Source organism: Yokenella regensburgei, assembly GCF_051486985.1.
In the GTDB taxonomy this organism is placed as follows: domain Bacteria; phylum Pseudomonadota; class Gammaproteobacteria; order Enterobacterales; family Enterobacteriaceae; genus CBFFRJ01.
Genome location: NZ_JAHVDV010000002.1, coordinates 278,435 through 297,685, shown reverse-complemented (window position 1 = coordinate 297,685; position 19,251 = coordinate 278,435). Strand labels below are relative to the sequence as shown.

At 55.6% G+C, this 19,251-nt stretch carries 16 protein-coding genes; 13 read left to right on the top strand and 3 right to left on the bottom strand.

Features of this window, described 5'->3' with window-relative positions; all coding sequences use genetic code 11:
* Positions 1 to 92: 92 nt before the first annotated feature.
* Positions 93 to 827 carry a GntR family transcriptional regulator gene (locus KXR87_RS03095; RefSeq protein ID WP_437430801.1) on the bottom strand — a complete coding sequence of 245 codons (735 nt, stop codon included), beginning with the start codon at positions 825 to 827 and terminating at the stop codon, positions 93 to 95.
* Between the two features lie 296 nt (positions 828 to 1,123).
* On the opposite strand from KXR87_RS03095, the gene licT reads away from it, so the two are divergent.
* The 5 genes from licT to KXR87_RS03070 all read left to right on the top strand — a co-directional run bounded on the left by licT (position 1,124) and on the right by KXR87_RS03070 (position 7,975).
* Positions 1,124 to 1,978 (top strand): BglG family transcription antiterminator LicT, encoded by an 855-nt coding sequence (licT, locus tag KXR87_RS03090; protein ID WP_437430800.1) that lies wholly within the window; start codon positions 1,124 to 1,126, stop codon positions 1,976 to 1,978.
* Between the two features lie 254 nt (positions 1,979 to 2,232).
* On the top strand, positions 2,233 to 4,074 hold the full coding sequence (locus tag KXR87_RS03085) for a beta-glucoside-specific PTS transporter subunit IIABC (RefSeq protein WP_437430799.1): 1,842 nt from the start codon (positions 2,233 to 2,235) through the stop codon (positions 4,072 to 4,074).
* An 11-nt stretch (positions 4,075 to 4,085) separates the two neighbouring features.
* Positions 4,086 to 5,558, top strand: coding sequence for a glycoside hydrolase family 1 protein (locus KXR87_RS03080; protein ID WP_437430798.1), 1,473 nt, complete (start codon positions 4,086 to 4,088; stop codon positions 5,556 to 5,558).
* A gap of 9 nt (positions 5,559 to 5,567) precedes the next feature.
* A complete protein-coding gene (locus KXR87_RS03075; RefSeq protein WP_437430797.1) occupies positions 5,568 to 6,959 on the top strand; it encodes a glycoside hydrolase family 1 protein in 1,392 nt (463 codons plus the stop codon).
* A 62-nt stretch (positions 6,960 to 7,021) separates the two neighbouring features.
* Positions 7,022 to 7,975: an alpha/beta hydrolase gene (locus tag KXR87_RS03070; protein WP_437430796.1), complete on the top strand. Its 954-nt coding sequence runs from the start codon at positions 7,022 to 7,024 to the stop codon at positions 7,973 to 7,975.
* Between the two features lie 534 nt (positions 7,976 to 8,509).
* Here the strand turns inward: KXR87_RS03070 and rhlE are convergent.
* Positions 8,510 to 9,865, bottom strand: a complete 1,356-nt coding sequence (rhlE, locus tag KXR87_RS03065) for an ATP-dependent RNA helicase RhlE (RefSeq protein WP_437430795.1) — start codon at positions 9,863 to 9,865, stop codon at positions 8,510 to 8,512.
* Positions 9,866 to 10,128: 263 nt separating this feature from the next.
* On the opposite strand from rhlE, the gene cecR reads away from it, so the two are divergent.
* The 5 genes from cecR to KXR87_RS03040 are packed head-to-tail and all read left to right on the top strand — an operon-like array spanning position 10,129 to position 15,761.
* Positions 10,129 to 10,794, top strand: a complete 666-nt coding sequence (gene cecR, locus KXR87_RS03060) for a transcriptional regulator CecR (RefSeq protein ID WP_437430794.1) — start codon at positions 10,129 to 10,131, stop codon at positions 10,792 to 10,794.
* Positions 10,794 to 11,789 carry a secretion protein HlyD gene (gene hlyD, locus KXR87_RS03055; RefSeq protein ID WP_437430793.1) on the top strand — a complete coding sequence of 332 codons (996 nt, stop codon included), beginning with the start codon at positions 10,794 to 10,796 and terminating at the stop codon, positions 11,787 to 11,789. Before cecR ends, hlyD begins: the two co-directional genes overlap by 1 nt.
* On the top strand, positions 11,782 to 13,521 hold the full coding sequence (locus KXR87_RS03050) for an ATP-binding cassette domain-containing protein (RefSeq protein ID WP_437430792.1): 1,740 nt from the start codon (positions 11,782 to 11,784) through the stop codon (positions 13,519 to 13,521). The genes hlyD and KXR87_RS03050 overlap by 8 nt, the downstream gene beginning before the upstream one ends.
* Positions 13,511 to 14,644, top strand: coding sequence for an ABC transporter permease (locus tag KXR87_RS03045; protein ID WP_437430791.1), 1,134 nt, complete (start codon positions 13,511 to 13,513; stop codon positions 14,642 to 14,644). The genes KXR87_RS03050 and KXR87_RS03045 overlap by 11 nt, the downstream gene beginning before the upstream one ends.
* A 10-nt stretch (positions 14,645 to 14,654) precedes the next feature.
* Positions 14,655 to 15,761, top strand: coding sequence for an ABC transporter permease (locus KXR87_RS03040; RefSeq protein ID WP_437430820.1), 1,107 nt, complete (start codon positions 14,655 to 14,657; stop codon positions 15,759 to 15,761).
* On the opposite strand, the gene KXR87_RS03035 is transcribed toward KXR87_RS03040, so the two are convergent.
* Entirely contained in the window at positions 15,723 to 16,133 is a 411-nt protein-coding gene (locus KXR87_RS03035) for a YbhQ family protein (RefSeq protein WP_437430790.1), read from the bottom strand. The genes KXR87_RS03040 and KXR87_RS03035 overlap by 39 nt on opposite strands.
* Positions 16,134 to 16,264: 131 nt before the next feature.
* Between KXR87_RS03035 and KXR87_RS03030 the strand changes: the two genes are divergently transcribed.
* From KXR87_RS03030 to KXR87_RS03020, 3 genes are read left to right on the top strand one after another with little or no spacing between them, the layout of a single operon-like run.
* Entirely contained in the window at positions 16,265 to 17,026 is a 762-nt protein-coding gene (locus tag KXR87_RS03030; protein ID WP_437430789.1) for an endonuclease/exonuclease/phosphatase family protein, read from the top strand.
* A complete protein-coding gene (gene clsB, locus KXR87_RS03025) occupies positions 17,023 to 18,267 on the top strand; it encodes a cardiolipin synthase ClsB (protein ID WP_437430788.1) in 1,245 nt (414 codons plus the stop codon). Before KXR87_RS03030 ends, clsB begins: the two co-directional genes overlap by 4 nt.
* Positions 18,267 to 19,229 (top strand): lysylphosphatidylglycerol synthase domain-containing protein, encoded by a 963-nt coding sequence (locus tag KXR87_RS03020; protein ID WP_437430787.1) that lies wholly within the window; start codon positions 18,267 to 18,269, stop codon positions 19,227 to 19,229. Before clsB ends, KXR87_RS03020 begins: the two co-directional genes overlap by 1 nt.
* Positions 19,230 to 19,251 lie beyond the last annotated feature (22 nt).

The following is a 19,251-nucleotide window of genomic DNA, read 5'->3' as shown; positions in this document are numbered from 1 at the left end:
ACATAGTCAGAGTATAGTCAGTATCAATGTATAGTTGTCTAGCCCACTAATTTTAAAACGCGGTGCGGATCACAAACCTGGCCTCCCGGGCCTCAGGGACGGGCGGCAGTCAGCGTGAAACGGTAGTGCTGTTGGTTGTAGTAAATTTCTGAGAGCTCAAACGGCGTATCTTCGCGCAGAAAGGCCACTGAGGTGGCGTGCAGCACGGGTTCATCGCGATTGATGCCCAACATATCGCGAACGTTTTGCGACGGTAGCTCAGCGCGGATCTCCTTTTCCGAGCGCTCGACGGTAAAACCTTTACGGCTGATATAGGCATATTTTGAGCGGTTAAGATCCGCCTCACTGAGATCCTCAAAGGGGTGGGTAATCATCCAGGATTGTTCAAAAACAAACGGAATATCCCCTACGAGGCGCAGGCGCTGCATAAACCACACCTCACTGTCAGGCGCAATCCGCAGCTTCCCGGCTATCTCCCCGCAAGCGGGCTGGCGCAAGAGGCAAATCAGGCGGTTGATAACCGGCTCATCAAGCCCCAGCGTCGCCTCACTGGAAGAGAGATGTCTGTCCAGGGGCAGCGAGATGCGCACGTTTTTGCCTGACTGCACCACGAACGTCCCCTGCCCCCGGCGACGCTCCACTTTGCCCTGTCGCACCAGATAGTCCACCGCTTTGCGCGCCGTCATGCGGGAAATAGCAAACTGCTGGCAAAGCTCATTCTCTGAGGGGATGACATCGCCAGGCTTCAGCGAACCGGCGGCGATTTTCCCGGTAAGATAGTGTTCAAGCTGTAAATAGACTGGCACGGTGGAATGTTTGTCGATCATTGGCGCAACTCCCTCTTTCATTCCGGTATGGTAGCCACAGCCGCGCAAAGTGACAACGTTTGTCCACCCTGTGCGATGTTCAGGTACTCTCCACCTTTTCGCAAACCGGATCACAATTTGGCATACGAATTTACTCATCCCCTTGTGTTGCATTGAATATTCTTTTTGGCAGTGCTAGGTTTTAACTGCATTACGCTTGTTACCGACTATCGGGCAAAACCTAAATGCAGACTGAGAGGCAAAACTGCCTGTATCTGTATTTATGTCTTGCCCGTTTTTGTTTTCAGGAGTTGGCGATGCTGGTCAAACAAATATTAAATAATAATGTTGTCAGCGCAGTGGATGAGGATGGCCTGGAGGTTATTCTAACCGGTCGTGGACTGGGGTTTAATACCCACAACGGTGCCAGCATCAATCGCGATGCGATTGATAAAATATTCCGGCTGGAAGATTCACAAATTTCAGCCCGATTTAAAGATCTGGTCAGTGAAGTACCGGTGGATATTTTGCAGATCACGGCGGATATCATCACTCACGCCCGCAGCGTGCTCAATCATAAGCTCAGTGAGGGGTTATACGTCACCCTCGCCGATCACCTGCATTTTGCGCTGCAACGCCAACAAAATAATGAAGTTTTACCTAACCCCCTGGAGTGGGAAGTACGCCATTTTTACACTGCGGAATACGCCATTGGTCGCCAGGCTTTGGGGATGATTGTCGCCCGCACCGGCATGCTGCTACCGGACAGCGAGGCGTGCAGTATCGCTCTGCATATTGTGAATGCCGGACTCAATGACACCTTAGGAAAAACCACGCAGATCACGCGGCTTATTTATCAGTTACAGAATATTGTGAAGTACTTTTTTAATATTCCGCTTGATGAACATAGTCTCAATTACCAGCGGTTTATTACGCATCTGAAGTTTTTTGCGCAACGGGTGATTGATGGTGTGGTGTTAAATAATGACGATGAAGAATTCTTTGCACTGGTACAGCGACGCTATCAGGCGACACTGAAATGTGTCGAAGCCATCAACGAATTCGTCACCAGACATTATCACCACACCATGAGCAACTCGGAAAAACTCTACCTGACGGTGCATATTGAAAATATTGTGCAGCGGACGGTGCCCGACGCAGGGAAAGTTTAAAATGTTAAGTTATACGCAAAATAATTCGGGCTACAGGAAGGCGGCGACGCAGTAAATCTCCAGGAGCTTACATTGGTAAGTGACTGGGGTGAACGAGGAAAGCCAACGCATCTGTAGCACGAAGGATGAAGCGTATAAATTCCATCCAGGCTTGTTACTGTTTAATCAGGCAAACCCCAGAGGAAACAAAGTCCCGGTGTAAACCGGTCATTGTGGATGAAGTCGGCTTTTGACTTCAGTCTGGAGGAATTTTTATGGATTATCAGGACACGGCTCGCCAGATCCTTAACAGGATTGGCGGCAAAGAGAACGTACTCTCACTGTTTCACTGCATCACCCGCCTGCGTTTTCTGCTCAAAGAGAACGACAAGGCCGACCGTGCCGCCCTGGAAGCACTTGAAGGCGTGATGGGGGTCAATATCTCCGGCGACCAGTTCCAGCTCATTATTGGCAACAACGTCGAACCCTTATGTAAAGCCCTTCTGGCCGAACTTCCTGAACTGGACAATGCGGCCCGCCCGACCAAACGGCGTAACCCGATTTCGGTCATCTTCGAAGGGCTGTCGAGCATTTTCTCCCCTGTCATCCCTGCTATTGCCGGGGCCGGTATTCTCAAAGGCTTGCTGGCGCTGATGGTAGCGATGAAGTGGGTAGATACCGGCAATCAGACCTATCAGATCCTGCTCGCGGTCAGCGATGGCGTGTTCTACTTCCTGCCCTTCGCGCTGGCGTTCAGCGCAGCAAAGAAGTTTGGTGCCAATCCCTACGTCGCTGTGGCGCTCACCGCCGCGCTGTTTCACCCGGCAATTCAGACCCTGTTCAAGGCGGGCGGGCCGGTTAGCTTTATTGGTTTACCCGTGCCCACCGTCAATTACGCCTCAACCGTGATCCCGATTCTGTTTGCCGTCTGGCTGTTGAGTTACGTTGAGCGTCTTGTCGACCGCGTTATGCCCGGCCCGCTGAAAACCATGTTCGTCCCGCTGCTTTGTCTGCTCATCGTGACTCCCATTACCCTCATCGCCATCGGCCCGGTGGGAATTTATGCCGGTAACGCGCTCTCAGGCGGCATCATCTGGATGGTGGAGAACATGGGGATCGTGGCAGGCATTGTGGTGGGCGGCACGCTGTCGTTGATTATTATCACCGGTATGCACTACGTGATCGTCCCCATCATGATCAACAACATCAGTACCATCGGCTTCGACCCGATTAAAATCCTCTTTTACATCGCCAACCTCGGACAGGCCGGTGCCGCCTTCGGCGTCTTCCTGCGCGCCCGCGATAAAAAACTCAAATCGCTGGCACTGACCACCAGCTTTAGCGCCGCGATGGGGATCACCGAACCGGCGATGTACGGGGTCAATATCCGCTATAAACGTCCCTTTGCGGCCGCATTGATTGGCGGGGCCTGCGGCGGCGCGTTTGCCATGGCGATGGGAGTGAAAACCTACGCCTTCGCCTTGAGCGGCCTGCCGGGTATTCCAGGTCTGGTCGGCCCCACCTTCTTATGGGCGCTGGTCAGTATTGCCATCTCGTTTGTCGGCGCCGCCATCATCACCGTCATCATCGGTTTTGAAGAGACCACCCAGCCGGTGGTCGCAGGGGTCAGCGCGATGCCCCTTGCCCGGTCAGAAGAGACCCTGTTTGCCCCGGTCAGCGGTGAGCTGAAAGCGCTGAACACACTCAGCGATCCGGTCTTTGCCGACGAAATTTTCGGCAAAGGGCTGGCGATTTACCCCACCACCGGTGAGCTGCGTTCACCGAGTAACGGCAAAGTCGAGTCCCTCTTTGAAACCCACCATGCGCTGGCGCTGCAAAGCGATACCGGGGCGGAGATCCTCATTCACATCGGGATCGACACCGTGAAGCTGGGCGGCAGGCACTTCACCAGCCATATCGAAGCCGGGCAGTTTGTGGAAGCGGGCGAGCTGCTGATCACCTTCGATCTCGATGCACTCAAGGCGGAAGGCATTGACCCAAGCGTCATCCTGGTGGTGACCAACAGCGAACGTTACGGCGATATCAGCCCGGTCAAAGCGAAAGGCGATGTCGCCAGCCGCGACGAATTTCTGACACTGACCGCATCTGCGGCATGAGGAGTAAGCGCATGACATTTTCTAAATCATTTCCGGAAGGGTTTATGTGGGGTGGCGCGACGGCGGCAAATCAGCTTGAAGGGGCGTGGAACGTCGGGGGTAAAGGGCTGTCGGTCTCTGATGTTTATACCTTTGACATCAACACCCCAAAAGCACGCTGGCTCGACCAGTGGCTGGGCATGACCCACGCGCAGGTGCGCGAAGCACAGGATCCGAACAGCACGAAGTACTATCCAAAACGTAAAGGCAACGACTTCTATCATCATTTTAAAGAGGACATCGCCCTCTTTGCCGGCATGGGCTTTAAATGCTTTCGCATGTCGATAGCCTGGACCCGCCTCTTCCCGCGCGGTGACGAAACCACGCCTAACGAAGCCGGGCTGAAGTTCTATGATGAGGTGTTTGATGCCCTGCATTCACACGGCATCGAGCCCATTGTGTCGCTCTCTCACTATGAAATGCCGCTGGCGCTGGTGACTGATTATGGTGGCTGGCCCAATCGCGAGGTGGTCGATTTCTATGTGCGCTTCGCGACCACCTGCTTTACCCGTTATCGCAAAAAAGTGAAGTACTGGATGACCTTCAACGAGATCAACTGCGTGAAGCACCATCCTTACGTCAGTGTAGGCGTTATTGAAGAAGACAACCCGCACCTTGAGCAGGATAAATACCAGGGCGCGCACCATCAGTTTGTGGCCAGTGCTCTGGCGACCAAAGCCTGCCATCAGATCATTCCCGGCTCGAAGGTCGGCTGCATGATAAGCTACCAGATGCTCTACCCGCACAGCTGCCACCCGGATGATTTGCAGGCCTGCGAAGAGATGCAGCGCGTGTCGCTGTTCTTCAGTGATGTCCAGGCCCGCGGCTACTACCCGGCGTACACCGACCGCATGCTGGCCGAAAAAGGGGTCACGCTGCAAAAAGTGGTCGGCGACGATGAGATCCTGCGCCAGCACCCGGTGGATTTCGTGTCATTCAGCTATTACATGTCCAGCACCGTCAGCGCGCACCCGGAAAAACTGGAAGGGGCCGAGGGCAATCTTATCACCGGCGGCATCCGTAACCCGCACCTGCCCACCAGCCAGTGGGGCTGGCAGATTGACCCCAAAGGGCTGCGTCTGGCGCTCAACCAACTCTATGACCGCTATCAGAAGCCGCTGTTTATTGCCGAAAATGGCCTGGGCGCGGTGGATACCGTTAACGCCGATGGCTCCATCAACGACGATTACCGCATTGAGTACCTGCGCCTGCACATTGAGCAAATGCAGGAGGCGCTGGCCGACGGCGTGGATCTCTTTGGCTACACCTGGTGGGGGCCGATTGACGTGGTCAGTGCGGGCACGGCGCAAATCTCCAAACGCTACGGGTTTATCTATGTTGACCAGGACGACATGGGCAATGGCACCCAGAAGCGGTCCCTGAAAAAGAGCTACCACTGGTACAAAAAAATGATTGCCTCCAATGGCGAAGATTTAACAGATTAAGGAGTGAATATGTCTGTTTTCCCGAAAGATTTTTTATGGGGCGGTGCGATTGCCGCCAACCAGGCGGAGGGCGCATGGAATGTGGACGGCAAAGGGCCCTCCATCTCCGATGTGGTACGCGGCGGGATTGCCTCCGGCAAACACGATGCGGTAATCGATCCCACTAAGTATTACGCCAGCCATGAAGCCGTGGATTTCTACCACCACTACAAAGAAGACGTGGCGCTGTTCGCCGAAATGGGCTTCAAATGCTTTCGCACCTCCATTGCCTGGACGCGCATCTTTCCGCGCGGGGATGAGACTACCCCTAACGAAGCCGGTCTGCAGTTCTACGATGACCTGTTCGATGAGCTGCTGAAATACGGCATTGAGCCGGTTATCACCCTTTCTCACTACGAGACGCCGCTGGCGCTTTATCAGGAGTACGGCGGCTGGAAAAACCGCAAGCTGGTGACCTTCTTCACCCGCTACTGCGAGGTGGTGTTTACCCGCTATCGCGAGAAGGTCAAATACTGGATGACCTTCAACGAACTGAACAACATGAACCGCATGCCCTTTGCCACTGGTGCCGTTGACCCCAGTGCCACGCCGCAGGAGCTCTACCAGGCGAACCACCATCAGTTTGTGGCCAATGCGCTCGCCAACAAGCTGTGCCACGAGATTATCCCGAACGCGCAGATTGGCTGCATGCTGTCACTGAGTACCGTCTACCCGGCGACCTGCAACCCGGAAGATATCTTCTCGACCATGCAGCTGCGCCGCCGTTCGCTGTTCTACTCGGATGTAATGATGCTCGGTGAGTACCCGGCATGGACGCCGCGCCTGTTCCGCGAACAGAACATTGCGCTGTCCATCGAGGAGGGTGACCTGGAGTTAATCGCCAACTACCCGTCCGATTATCTCGGTTTTAGCTATTACCGTAGCGTCCTGCATCAGGCTGGGGGAGAATTTCGCATCGACACCGGGGGCACCGTTGGTCAGGACAACCCTTACCTTGAAAAAACCGCCTGGGGCTGGCCGATTGACGCCAAAGGGTTTCGTCTCGTCTGTAATGAGCTGGCGGACAGATACCGTAAGCCGCTTTTTATTGTGGAGAACGGCTACGGCGGCGTGGATGAACCGGATGAAAAGGGTGTTATCAACGATACGGCACGCATCGATTATGGCCGACAGCATATCCGCGAAATGGCGGAGGCCGTCGCCGATGGCTGCAACATCATGGGCTACACCTGGTGGGGACCGATTGATATCGTCAGCGCCGGGACCGGCGAGATGAAAAAGCGTTATGGCTTTATCTATGTCGACAAAGATAACGACGGAAAAGGCACGCTGAAACGCAGTAAAAAACGCAGCTTTGACTGGTATAAACAGGTTATCGCCAGCAACGGCGAAACGCTGTAAGGTAATGACGGAGCGGGAAATTCCTGCTCCATACCTTTACCAATACCGACAAGGCTACCGCAATGAACACATGGCATTTGGTCGATCCTGAACTACGCCCCGCTTTGGCCGACAGCCGCCCTCTTCCCCTGACTCAGGATGCCCTGGTGATCCTTCGCCAACAGCGGCAGCAGGCTGCGCTGGCCAATGTGCAGGCGTTCAGAGAGGCCGGGGTAAATGTGGTTGAGTATGTTGTAACTACTGCCACTTCCGTTCGGGTTTGTGTTATTTCACCTGCCACATCTGGCAAAGAGAGAATGGGGATTTTGCATATTCACGGCGGCGGCCATCTGCTCGGTAGCCCGGAACAATCCCTCTCGCTCACCTGTGCGACCGCTTTGCAACACGATTGCGTGGTTGTCTCAGTGGATTACCGACTGGCGCCCGAAACTGTCTTTCCGGGTTCGCTGGAGGATTGCTACACCGCCCTGGTCTGGATGACAGAACAGGCTGAAAGCCTCGGCATTCACCCCCAGCATATTGGCCTGATGGGTGACAGCGCCGGTGCCGGCCTTGCCGCGTCGCTGACACTGCTGACACGGGATCGCAACGGCCCTCGCCTCGCCTTTCAGAACCTGATGTTCCCGATGCTCGACGATCGCACGGTGACAGAAGAAAACCCGAACCCGGTGACCGGAGAATTCGTCTGGACGCGGGAGTACAACCGTTTTGGCTGGGCCTCGCTGTTGGGCTGTGCGCCGGGGTCGGAAGGTGTCTCGCCCTATGCCGCACCTGGTCGGGCAACGGACCTGGCTCACCTGCCGCCCACCTGGCTTGGCGTCGGTACCCTGGATCTGTTTCTCGATGAGAACCTTCGCTTTGCCAAGGGGTTGATTCGCGCGGGCGTGGCGGTTGAGATGAATGTCTGGCCGGGAGCATACCATGGGTTTAGTTCAGACCCGGTCGCCCGTGTGGCGCAGCGGGCACGCGAACAGCGGCAGACGTGGATAGCGCAGTTCAGGCCGACACAGGGGTAAGATTTACTCAGCGTCGGCCCTCTTCCTAAAGGCTGAGGAATCACCAGTAATATTACGTATTACAGCGATAACACAGCGCCATGAGAACACAACAGTTAAAGCGATGACTGGGTCCGGCTGAAAATCGACGAAGCGTATCCGTAAGGCCGGGGCGACGCGCAGGGATGCGCGGCGAGGGCGACTTTACAGGGACGTTACCTTCGCCCGTCCCCGATTAGCCTGAAGGAATATGCGTAGTGGACCGCGAAGCGGCGATTTTCGTGGCCGGGAGCCCGGGTCGCCAGGGCGGTGGCGGTGAACCGCCCTGGCACGTTCACAGGTCCTGGCGTTATAGAAAAGCAAGGAACTTAAGGTGAACGGAATGACCACCAGAGCCGCATGTTTCCCCTCACCCTTACCCTCTCCCCAAAGAGGAGAGGGGACTGTCCGTGCTCGTATTATTTTGTAGCGATCCCTCAACCGCAGGGACGAGGGTAACAACCGGCACCGTACTAAACCCCATAAAAAAGCCCTGCACGCTGGCAGGGCTTGTTATCAGGCGTTCGCCGCAGGTTTACGCGGGCGAGGACGGCGCGGTTTTTCCCCCGCGGGTTTTCCGTCCTGAGAGCGGGCTGGTTTTGCCGCCGCTTTCGGTGCGCCGCCGTCATTACGACGTGGCTGCTGACTACGACCGCCGCCGCCCTGACCGCGTCCTCCGCGGCCCTGACCCTGGCTCTGGCGACCGTTCACAATCGGCTCTGCCTTAATGGAGGGATCCGGCTCGTAACCCGGCAGGGCGATACGTGGGATCTCTTTTTTCAACAGGCGTTCGATATCACGCAGCAGTTTATGCTCATCCACGCAGACCAGCGACAGCGCTTCACCGGTGGCCGCCGCACGACCGGTACGGCCAATACGGTGCACGTAATCTTCCGGCACGTTCGGCAATTCATAGTTCACCACGTGTGGCAGCTCTTCAATATCCAGACCACGGGCCGCGATATCGGTCGCGACTAATACGCGAATGTCGCCGGATTTGAAGTCAGCCAGCGCACGGGTACGCGCCCCCTGGCTCTTGTTGCCGTGGATAGCCGCGCTGCGAATGCCGTCTTTGTTCAGCTGTTCAGCAAGGTGGTTTGCGCCATGTTTAGTACGGGTAAAGACCAGCACCTGCTGCCAGTTGCCTTCGCCAATCATCTGCGACAGCAGTTCACGTTTACGCTTTTTATCGACCATATGAACGTGCTGGGTCACCTGCTCCGAAGCGGTATTGCGACGCGCAACTTCAATTTCCAGCGGGTTATGCAGCAGCTTTTCGGCCAGACCTTTGATGTCGTCAGAGAAGGTGGCGGAGAACAACAGGTTCTGACGACGCGCCGGCAGTTTAGCCAGCACGCGACGAATATCGTGGATGAAGCCCATATCCAGCATACGGTCGGCTTCATCGAGTACCAGAATCTCTACGCTGTCCAGTTTGACGGCATTCTGGTGCTCTAAATCGAGCAAACGGCCCGGCGTTGCGACGAGGATATCGACGCCACTGCGCAGCTTCATCATTTGCGGGTTAATGCTCACGCCGCCGAACACGACCATCGAGCGCACGTTCAGATATTTGCTGTAATCGCGCACGTTTTCGCCAATCTGTGCGGCGAGTTCACGGGTCGGGGTGAGGATCAGGGCACGAACCGGACGACGCCCTTTCACATGCGGCTCTTTCTGAACCAGACGTTGCAGCAACGGCAGCGTAAAGCCCGCGGTTTTTCCGGTGCCGGTCTGGGCGCTTGCCATCAGGTCGCGACCATCCAGTACCGCAGGAATAGCCTGCTGTTGAATAGGGGTTGGCTCGCGGTAGCCCTGCTCTTCTACTGCACGCAGGATTTCCGGGTTAAGGCCAAGGGAATCAAAAGACATAACAACTCCGCACCGCCCCGACCATAACAGGTGTAGTTTTCGAGGAGATAATAGTGTGACAGATGACAAAAACCACAATGCCATGAAGCGGCGGAGTGTAGCAGCTTTTGTGATACAGCGCATAAAATACTGCTGTTCTTAACCCTGATGAGATATTTCTCCCCGGCCGGAGAGCAATAAACCGCTGCAGGTTGCTGGACAAGGTGAAAAATTAACCATAAAGTTAATCAATCGATTGATTAATTTTTTTACGGCAGCAACCTATGCACTCCACAACCAGTAAAGGGGAGCTGGCCCGCAACCAGCTTATCAATGCCGCACTCGCGCAGTTTGGTGAGTATGGCCTGCATGCCACCACACGTGATATTGCCGCGCAGGCGGGGCAAAACATTGCCGCTATTCCTTATTACTTCGGCTCGAAAGAGGATTTATATCTCGCCTGTGCCCAGTGGATCGCGGATTTTATTAGTGAGCACTTTCGCCCTCATGCCCAGGCCGCTGAGGCCCTTTTCACTGCGGAGCACCCTGACAAAGCGGCAATGCGGGAACTTATTCATCAGGCCTGCCGCAATATGATCATGTTGTTGACCCATGACGACACGCTCAACCTGAGTAAATTTATCTCGCGCGAGCAGCTCTCACCCACCCGCGCCTACCAGCTCGTCCATGATCAGGTGATTGCCCCGCTGCACAGTCATCTCACCCGACTTATCGCCGCCTGTACGGGGCGTGATGCCACGGATACCCAGACTATCCTGCACACCCATGCGCTGATTGGGGAGATCCTCGCCTTTCGTCTGGGGCGTGAAACCATTTTGCTGCGTGCGGGATGGACGCAGTTTGATGAGGAAAAAGCAGACCTAATCTGCCAGGTCATTACCTGTCACATCGATCTTATTCTTACTGGATTAACAAGGAGCAAAGCCTGATGAAAAAGCCCGTTGCGGTGGCGTTACTCGTGGTTATCCTGCTGGCGGCCCTTGGCGGCGGCTGGATGTGGTATCAAAGCCGTCAGGAGGAGGGCCTGACGCTGTATGGCAATGTTGACATTCGCACGGTGAATCTGAGCTTTCGTGTCGGTGGACGGCTGGCCTCCCTGACCGTCGACGAAGGGGATGCCATTAAAGCCGGGCAGTCGCTCGGCACCCTGGATAAAGCCCCTTACGAGAACGCGCTGCTGCAGGCAAAAGCCGGTGTCTCTACTGCTCAGGCTAAATATGACCTCGTGACGGAGGGCTATCGTAACGAAGAGATAGCTCAGGCAGCGGCTGCGGTTAAACAGGCGCAGGCTGCATTCGACTACGCGCAGAACTTTTACCAGCGCCAGCAAGGGTTGTGGAAAAGCCGTACCGTCTCCGCCAACGATTTAGAAAACGCCCGCTCATCGCGCGATCAGGCGCGTGCCAGCCTGAAATCAGCCCAGGACAAACTCAGCCAGCTCCGCAGCGGGAACCGGCCACAGGAGATTGCGCAGGCAAAAGCGAGCCTGGAACAGGCCCAGGCGCAACTGGCTCAGGCGCAACTGGATTTACAGGATACGCAGCTTATCGCTCCGTCAGAAGGTACCCTGCTGACTCGTGCCGTGGAGCCGGGCAGTATGTTAAGCGCCGGCAGTACCGTACTCACCCTGTCGCTGACCAGACCGGTCTGGGTGCGCGCTTACGTTAACGAGGTCAGCCTGCATCAGGCCGCGCCCGGTAACAGCGTACTGCTTTATGTCGACGGTCGCCCTGACAGACCCTACCACGGCAAAATTGGTTTTGTTTCCCCGACGGCTGAATTCACACCAAAGACCGTGGAGACACCGGATTTGCGCACCGACCTGGTCTACCGCCTGCGTATCATTGTGACCGATGCCGATGAGGGGTTGCGTCAGGGAATGCCGGTCACGGTCCGTTTCGACAGCGGAGCCGGTGATGAGTGATGCGACGCTTCGCCTGAACGGGCTGATGAAGCGCTTTGTCGGGATGGATAAACCGGCGGTAGCCCACCTCGACTGCACCGTTCACGCCGGTTACGTTACCGGGCTGGTCGGGCCGGACGGCGCGGGTAAAACCACGCTGATGCGCATGCTGGCCGGGTTAATGAAACCTGATGAAGGCAGCGCAGAGGTCATCGGGTTTGATCCCATTGCTGATAACAGCGAACTGCACGCGGTGCTCGGCTACATGCCACAAAAATTTGGCCTCTATGAAGATCTCACGGTCATGGAGAACCTGAACCTGTATGCGGATCTGCGTAGCGTCACCGGCGAACAGCGAAAAGCCACCTTTGACCGCCTGCTGGAATTTACCGCACTTGGCCCCTTTACCGGACGGCTGGCGGGCAAGCTCTCAGGGGGTATGAAGCAGAAACTGGGGCTCGCCTGCACGCTGGTCGGTCAGCCTAAAGTGTTGCTTCTGGATGAACCGGGCGTTGGCGTCGATCCCATTTCGCGCCGTGAGCTATGGCAGATGGTGCATCAGCTTGCGGGCGAAGGGATGCTGATTTTATGGAGCACCTCCTATCTGGATGAGGCGGAACAGTGTCGCGACGTGCTGCTGATGAACGAAGGGCAGTTGCTCTATCAGGGTGAGCCGCGAGCGCTGACGCAAACCATGGCCGGGCGCAGCGTTCTTGCCAGCAGTCCTGAGGAAAATAATCGTCTGCTGCTGCAACGGCTGCTTAAACTGCCCCAGGTCAGCGATGGCATGATTCAGGGTAAGTCGGTACGTGCCATTCTGAAAAAAGAGGCTACGCCCGATGCCCTGCGAAAGGCGGCGGAGCTTGAAACGCTGAACATTGAAGAGACGCCCCCCCGCTTTGAGGATGCGTTTATCGATCTGCTCGGCGGGGCCAGTTTTACCCAGTCACCGTTGGGGGCCATTTTGCATACCGTGGAAGGTCAAGCGGATGAGACGGTTATTGAGGCCCGACAGCTGACGAAGAAATTTGGCGATTTTGCCGCCACGGATAACGTCGATTTTGTCGTGAAGCGTGGTGAAATTTTTGGCCTGCTCGGCCCTAACGGCGCCGGAAAATCCACAACCTTCAAAATGATGTGTGGCCTGCTGGTGCCCACCGCCGGAAAAGCGCTGGTGCTGGATATGGATTTAAAAACCAGCTCCGGGAAGGCGCGCCAGCATCTGGGCTACATGGCGCAAAAATTCTCCCTCTACGGTAACCTGACGGTCACCCAAAATCTGCGGTTTTTCTCCGGCGTGTATGGTCTTCGCGGTCGCACGCAGCAGGAAAAAATCTCGCGCATGGTCGAGGCATTCGGATTGAAAGCCATTGCTGACCAGGCCACCGACGCCCTGCCGCTGGGCTACAAGCAGCGCCTCGCGCTGGCCTGCGCCCTGATGCATGAACCGGACATTCTGTTTCTGGATGAACCTACTTCCGGGGTCGATCCTCTGACTCGCCGCGAATTCTGGTTGCACATCAACAGCATGGTTGAAAAAGGGGTCACGGTAATGGTCACGACCCACTTTATGGATGAGGCCGAGTACTGCGACCGCATCGGGCTGGTTTATCGCGGCAAGCTGATTGCCAGCGGTACGCCGGACGATCTCAAAGCGCAGACGGCGGACAGCGACACCCCCGACCCCACAATGGAACACGCGTTTATTACGCTCATTCATAACTGGGATAAGGAGCACCATAATGCGCCATAGCCCTCTCTCTTTGCGCCGCGTGCGCGCTCTGTGCGTCAAAGAGACGCGCCAGATTGTGCGCGACCCCAGTAGCTGGCTGATTGCGGTGGTGATCCCGTTGATGCTGCTGTTTATCTTCGGCTACGGCATTAACCTGGACTCCAGCAAGCTGCGGGTGGGCGTGCTGCTTGAGCAGCGCAGCGAAGAGGCTCTCGATTTTACCCATACACTCACCGGTTCACCTTATATTGATGCCACCGTCAGCAATAACCGCCCGCAGCTCATTGAGATGATGCAGGCCGGGCGTATACGCGGACTGGTTATTATACCGGTCAACTTCGCAGAATTGATGACGCGCCCGGGCGACGAAGCGCCGCTGCAGGTCATCACCGACGGCAGCGAACCCAACACTGCAAACTTTGTGCAGGGTTATGTTCAGGGTATCTGGCAAATCTGGCAGCAGCAGCGGGCCGACGATCGTGGTGAGACCTTTAAGCCGCTGATTGAGGTGCAGATGCGCTACTGGTTTAACCCGGCAGCCATCAGCCAGCATTTTATTATTCCGGGGGCGGTGACCATCATCATGACGGTGATTGGCGCGATCCTCACCTCGCTGGTGGTGGCCCGCGAATGGGAGCGCGGCACGATGGAAGCGCTGCTCTCCACCGAAGTGACCCGTACCGAGCTGCTACTGTGCAAACTTATCCCCTATTACTTCCTTGGTATGCTGGCGATGCTGCTCTGTATGCTGGTATCGGTGTTTATTCTCGGCGTGCCTTACCGGGGGTCGCTGCTGATTCTCTTCTTTATCACCAGTCTGTTTTTACTCAGTACCCTGGGGATGGGGCTGCTGATTTCGACCGTCACGCGCAATCAGTTTAATGCCGCCCAGGTGGCGCTGAATGCCGCATTTCTGCCGTCGATTATGCTGTCCGGGTTCATCTTCCAGATAGACAGCATGCCGGCGGTTATCCGTGCGGTGACCTATATCATTCCGGCACGCTACTTTGTGAACACGCTACAGAGCCTGTTCCTGGCGGGAAATATTCCGGTCGTACTGGTTATCAACGTGCTGTTTTTGCTGGCCTCGGCGGTGATGTTTATCGGTCTGACCTGGGCGAAGACTAAACGTCGGCTGGATTAAGGAGTACATGATGATTCATCGCTTATGGACCTTGATTCGTAAAGAGTTACAGTCGTTGCTGCGTGAGCCGCAAACCCGGGCCATACTGATTTTACCGGTGCTCCTTCAGGTGCTGCTGTTCCCCTTCGCCGCTACCCTGGAAGTGACCAATGCGACAATCGCTATTTACAACGAAGATAACGGCAAGCACGCCGTTGAGCTCACCCAGCGCTTCGCCCGTGCGAAAGCCTTTACCCACGTGGTTGTGCTTCACAGTCCGCAGGATATTCGCCCGACGATTGATGAACAAAAAGCGTTGCTGCTGGTGCGGTTCCCGGCCGATTTTTCGCGCAAGCTCGACAGTTTCACTCCGGCCCCCTTGCAGCTCATTCTGGACGGGCGCAACTCCAACAGTGCTCAGATAGCCGCAAACTATCTGCAAACCATCGTTAAGGATTACCAGCAGGAACTGTTGACCGGCAAAACGAGGCCTAATAACAGCGAACTGGTGGTGCGCAACTGGTATAACCCGAACCTGGACTATAAGTGGTTCGTGGTGCCGTCACTGATCGCCATGATCACTACCATCGGTGTGATGATCGTGACCTCGCTGTCGGTTGCCCGCGAGCGCGAACAGGGTACCCTCGATCAACTGCTCGTTTCCCCGCTGGCGACCTGGCAGATCTTTGTTGGCAAGGCGGTTCCGGCGTTGGTTGTTGCCACTTTTCAGGCCACCATAGTACTGGCGGTCGGGATCCTCGCCTACAAGATCCCGTTTGCCGGTTCGCTGCTGCTTTTCTATTTCACTATGCTGATTTACGGATTGTCGCTGGTGGGCTTTGGCCTGCTTATTTCGTCACTGTGCGCGACGCAGCAGCAGGCCTTTATCGGGGTATTTGTCTTTATGATGCCCGCCATACTGCTCTCGGGCTACGTCTCACCGGTGGAGAATATGCCGGTCTGGTTGCAGAATCTGACGTGGGTGAACCCTATTCGCCACTTCACGGATATTACCAAACAGATCTATCTGAAGGACGCGAGCTTTGGCATTGTGTGGGGAAGCGTGTGGCCGTTACTGGTGATTACGGCCACGACAGGTTCAGCGGCGTATGCCATGTTTAGACGAAAAATTGCCTAGCTTTTTATCTTTTGCTAACAGAGATACCAGCGCAGGGCCGGCAAGGATGACCAGCCCAACCAGCGCCAGCAGCAGATTATTTTGCATAACGCGGGAGAGAAGCCAGAGCACAATCATGGCCACGCCGAAATACCAGGTGGTGGTCAGCTCCTCAAGGAAATCGCCGCTGTCTCGCCAGCGCGCGTCGTGATGGCGCTGTAAAAACAACATCAACAGTACAGTCACTCCGTAGACCACACAGAGTCCCAGCCCGACACGCACCATGGCGGCGTTCATCCAGGCCACCACCAGCACCGCCACAATCAGTAAATGCAACATTATCTGCCAGCAACTCAGACCGGTTGTGACACGAACACGTTGTTGCCACTTCATGGACTCTCTCCGGAAGAATGTTTAACTGATCAGAGAGTACTGATATTTGCAGAAAATTCTGTAACCCCGACTCTTTTTGTGACAGAGACTACAATTTATTTCATGAGGATAGTGACGCTGGCAGGAGAAATATGACCCAATCAACCCGGCAATTTTCATTAAAAGTGCTCACCATTAATACACACAAGGGCTTTACCGCATTTAACCGCCGCTTCATTTTACCGGAACTGCGTGATGCCGTGCGTACCGTGAGCGCAGATATTGTCTGCCTGCAGGAGGTGATGGGCGCGCATGAAGTGCATCCCCTGCATGTAGAGAACTGGCCCGACACCACCCACTACGAGTTTCTCGCCGACACCATGTGGAGCGATTATGCCTACGGACGCAATGCCGTGTATCCGGAAGGCCATCATGGCAATGCTGTGCTGTCGCGTTTCCCGATTGAGCATTATGAAAACCGGGATGTGTCGGTTGATGGCAGCGAAAAGCGTGGACTGCTTTACTGCCGCATCGTGCCCCCGGAGATTGAACGCCCGATACATGTGATTTGCGTGCATCTTGGCCTGCGCGAAGCTCACCGGACCGCGCAGCTCAACATGCTGGCGCAGTGGGTCAACTCCCTGCCGGAGAACGAGCCGGTGGTGGTGGCCGGTGATTTTAACGACTGGCGTCAACGCGCCAACCACCCGCTTAAAACTCAGGCCGGTCTGGATGAAATTTTCACCCGCGCCAATGGTCGACCGGCGCGTACGTTTCCGGTCAGTCTGCCGCTCCTGCGTCTTGATCGCATCTATGTAAAAAATGCCAGCGCCAGCGCCCCGACAGCGCTGCCTCTGCGCAACTGGCGTCATCTCTCGGACCATGCCCCTCTTAGTGCGGAGATCCACTTATGAAATGCAGCTGGCGCGAAGGGAACCGGATTCAGTTGCTGGAAAACGGCGAAAACTACTATCCGGCGGTGTACGAGGCTATTGCCCAGGCAAAACAGAAAGTTATCCTTGAGAGCTTTATCTGGTTTGAGGATGAGGTGGGCCGTGAGCTGCACGGCGTGCTGCTGAAGGCGGCCAGGCGTGGGGTCAATATTGAAGTGCTGCTGGACGGCTACGGCTCGCCGGATTTAAGTGACGATTTCGTCAATGCGCTAACCTCTGCCGGGGTGGTCTTCCGTTACTATGATCCACGCCCGCGTCTGCTCGGCATGCGCACTAACGTCTTTCGCCGGATGCACCGCAAAATCGTGGTTATCGATAATACCGTTGCCTTTGTCGGCGGCATCAACTATTCGGCCGAGCATGTCAGCAGCTATGGACCTGAGGCCAAGCAGGATTACGCCGTGCGTGTCGAAGGGCCGGTCGTGGAGGACATACTGCAGTTTGAGGTGGAAAACCTGCCTCAGAATGCGCCGGTCCGGCGCTGGTGGCAACGCCGTCGCCATGAGGCGGAGGATAACCGCAAGCCGGGTGAAGCTCAGGTCCTGTTTGTCTGGCGCGATAACGACGATCATCGTGATGATATTGAGCGCCACTATCTGAAAATGCTGGCTAATGCGAAGCGTGAGGTCATTATCGCCAATGCTTATTTCTTCCCGGGTTATCGCCTGCTGCATGCCATGAAGAATGCAGCACGTCGTGGTGTCTGCGTGAAGTTAATTGTGCAGGGTGAACCGGACATGCCTATCGTTAAGGTTGGGGCAGAACTGCTCTATAACTATCTTCTGAAAGGCGGAGTGCAGGTGTATGAATATCGCCGCCGACCGCTGCATGGCAAGGTGGCGCTGATGGATGACCACTGGGCAACCGTGGGTTCAAGTAATCTCGACCCGTTAAGCCTCTCCCTGAATCTCGAAGCCAATTTGATTATCCATGATCGCGAGTTTAACCATACTCTGCGGGAAAATCTTAACGGCATTATCGCCCGCGACTGCCAGCGCGTGGATGAGTCAATGGCGCCGAAACGGACCTGGTGGAATCTGGCAAAAGGGGTCGTGGTGTTCCACTTCCTGCGCCATTTCCCTGCACTCGTAGGCTGGCTGCCGGCACATACCCCTAAGCTCGCGCAGGTGGACCCGCCCGTACAACCCGAACTGGAAACGCAGGATCGCATCACGCCTGAAAACTCGGAGGTGAAATCCTGATGGCGAAATCTCATTCACGCTGGCGGTTAACCAAAAAAATCCTCACCTGGCTGTTCTTTATCGCAGTGGCGGTCCTGCTGGTGCTCTATGCGCAAAAGGTCGACTGGGAGGAGGTCTGGAAAGTCATTCGCGACTATAACCGTACCGTGCTGCTCGGGGCCGCCGCACTGGTGGTGATAAGCTACCTGATTTACGGCTGTTATGACCTGCTCGGGCGCGCCTATTGCGGCCATAAGCTGGCTAAACGTCAGGTGATGCTGGTGTCATTTATTTGTTACGCCTTCAACCTGACGCTAAGTACCTGGGTCGGCGGGATTGGCATGCGTTATCGCCTCTATTCCCGCCTGGGGTTGCCAAGCAGTACAATCACGCGCATTTTCTCGCTCAGTATCACCACGAACTGGCTGGGTTACATTTTACTTGGTGGCATCCTTTTTACCTTTGGCGTCGTGGATATCCCGGCCCACTGGTATATCTCTGACACCACCCTGCGTATTATTGGCGTGGTACTGTTGCTGTTTATCGCCTTCTATCTGTGGGCTTGTGCGTTTGCAAAACGTCGCCATTTCACCATTAAAGGCCAAAAGCTCGTTATCCCCTCCTGGCAGTTCGCCCTCGCGCAGATGGCTATTTCCAGCGCCAACTGGATAGTCATGGGCGTCATTATCTGGATGCTGCTGGGCCAGGAGGCTAATTTCTTCTTTGTGCTTGGTGTGTTGCTGGTGAGCAGTATTGCCGGGGTGATAGTGCATATCCCGGCCGGGATTGGCGTGCTGGAAGCGGTATTCCTGGCGCTGCTTGCCGGAGAGCATACCTCACAGGGGGTCATCATCGCGGGCCTGCTGGCCTACCGCGTGCTTTACTATTTTATTCCACTGCTGCTGGCATTGATTGCCTACCTGCTGCTCGAAAGCCGGGCGAAAAAACTGCGGGCGAAAAACGAAAAGGCAATGGCCAGATAAGGAAGCGCCGGATGATGGCCTG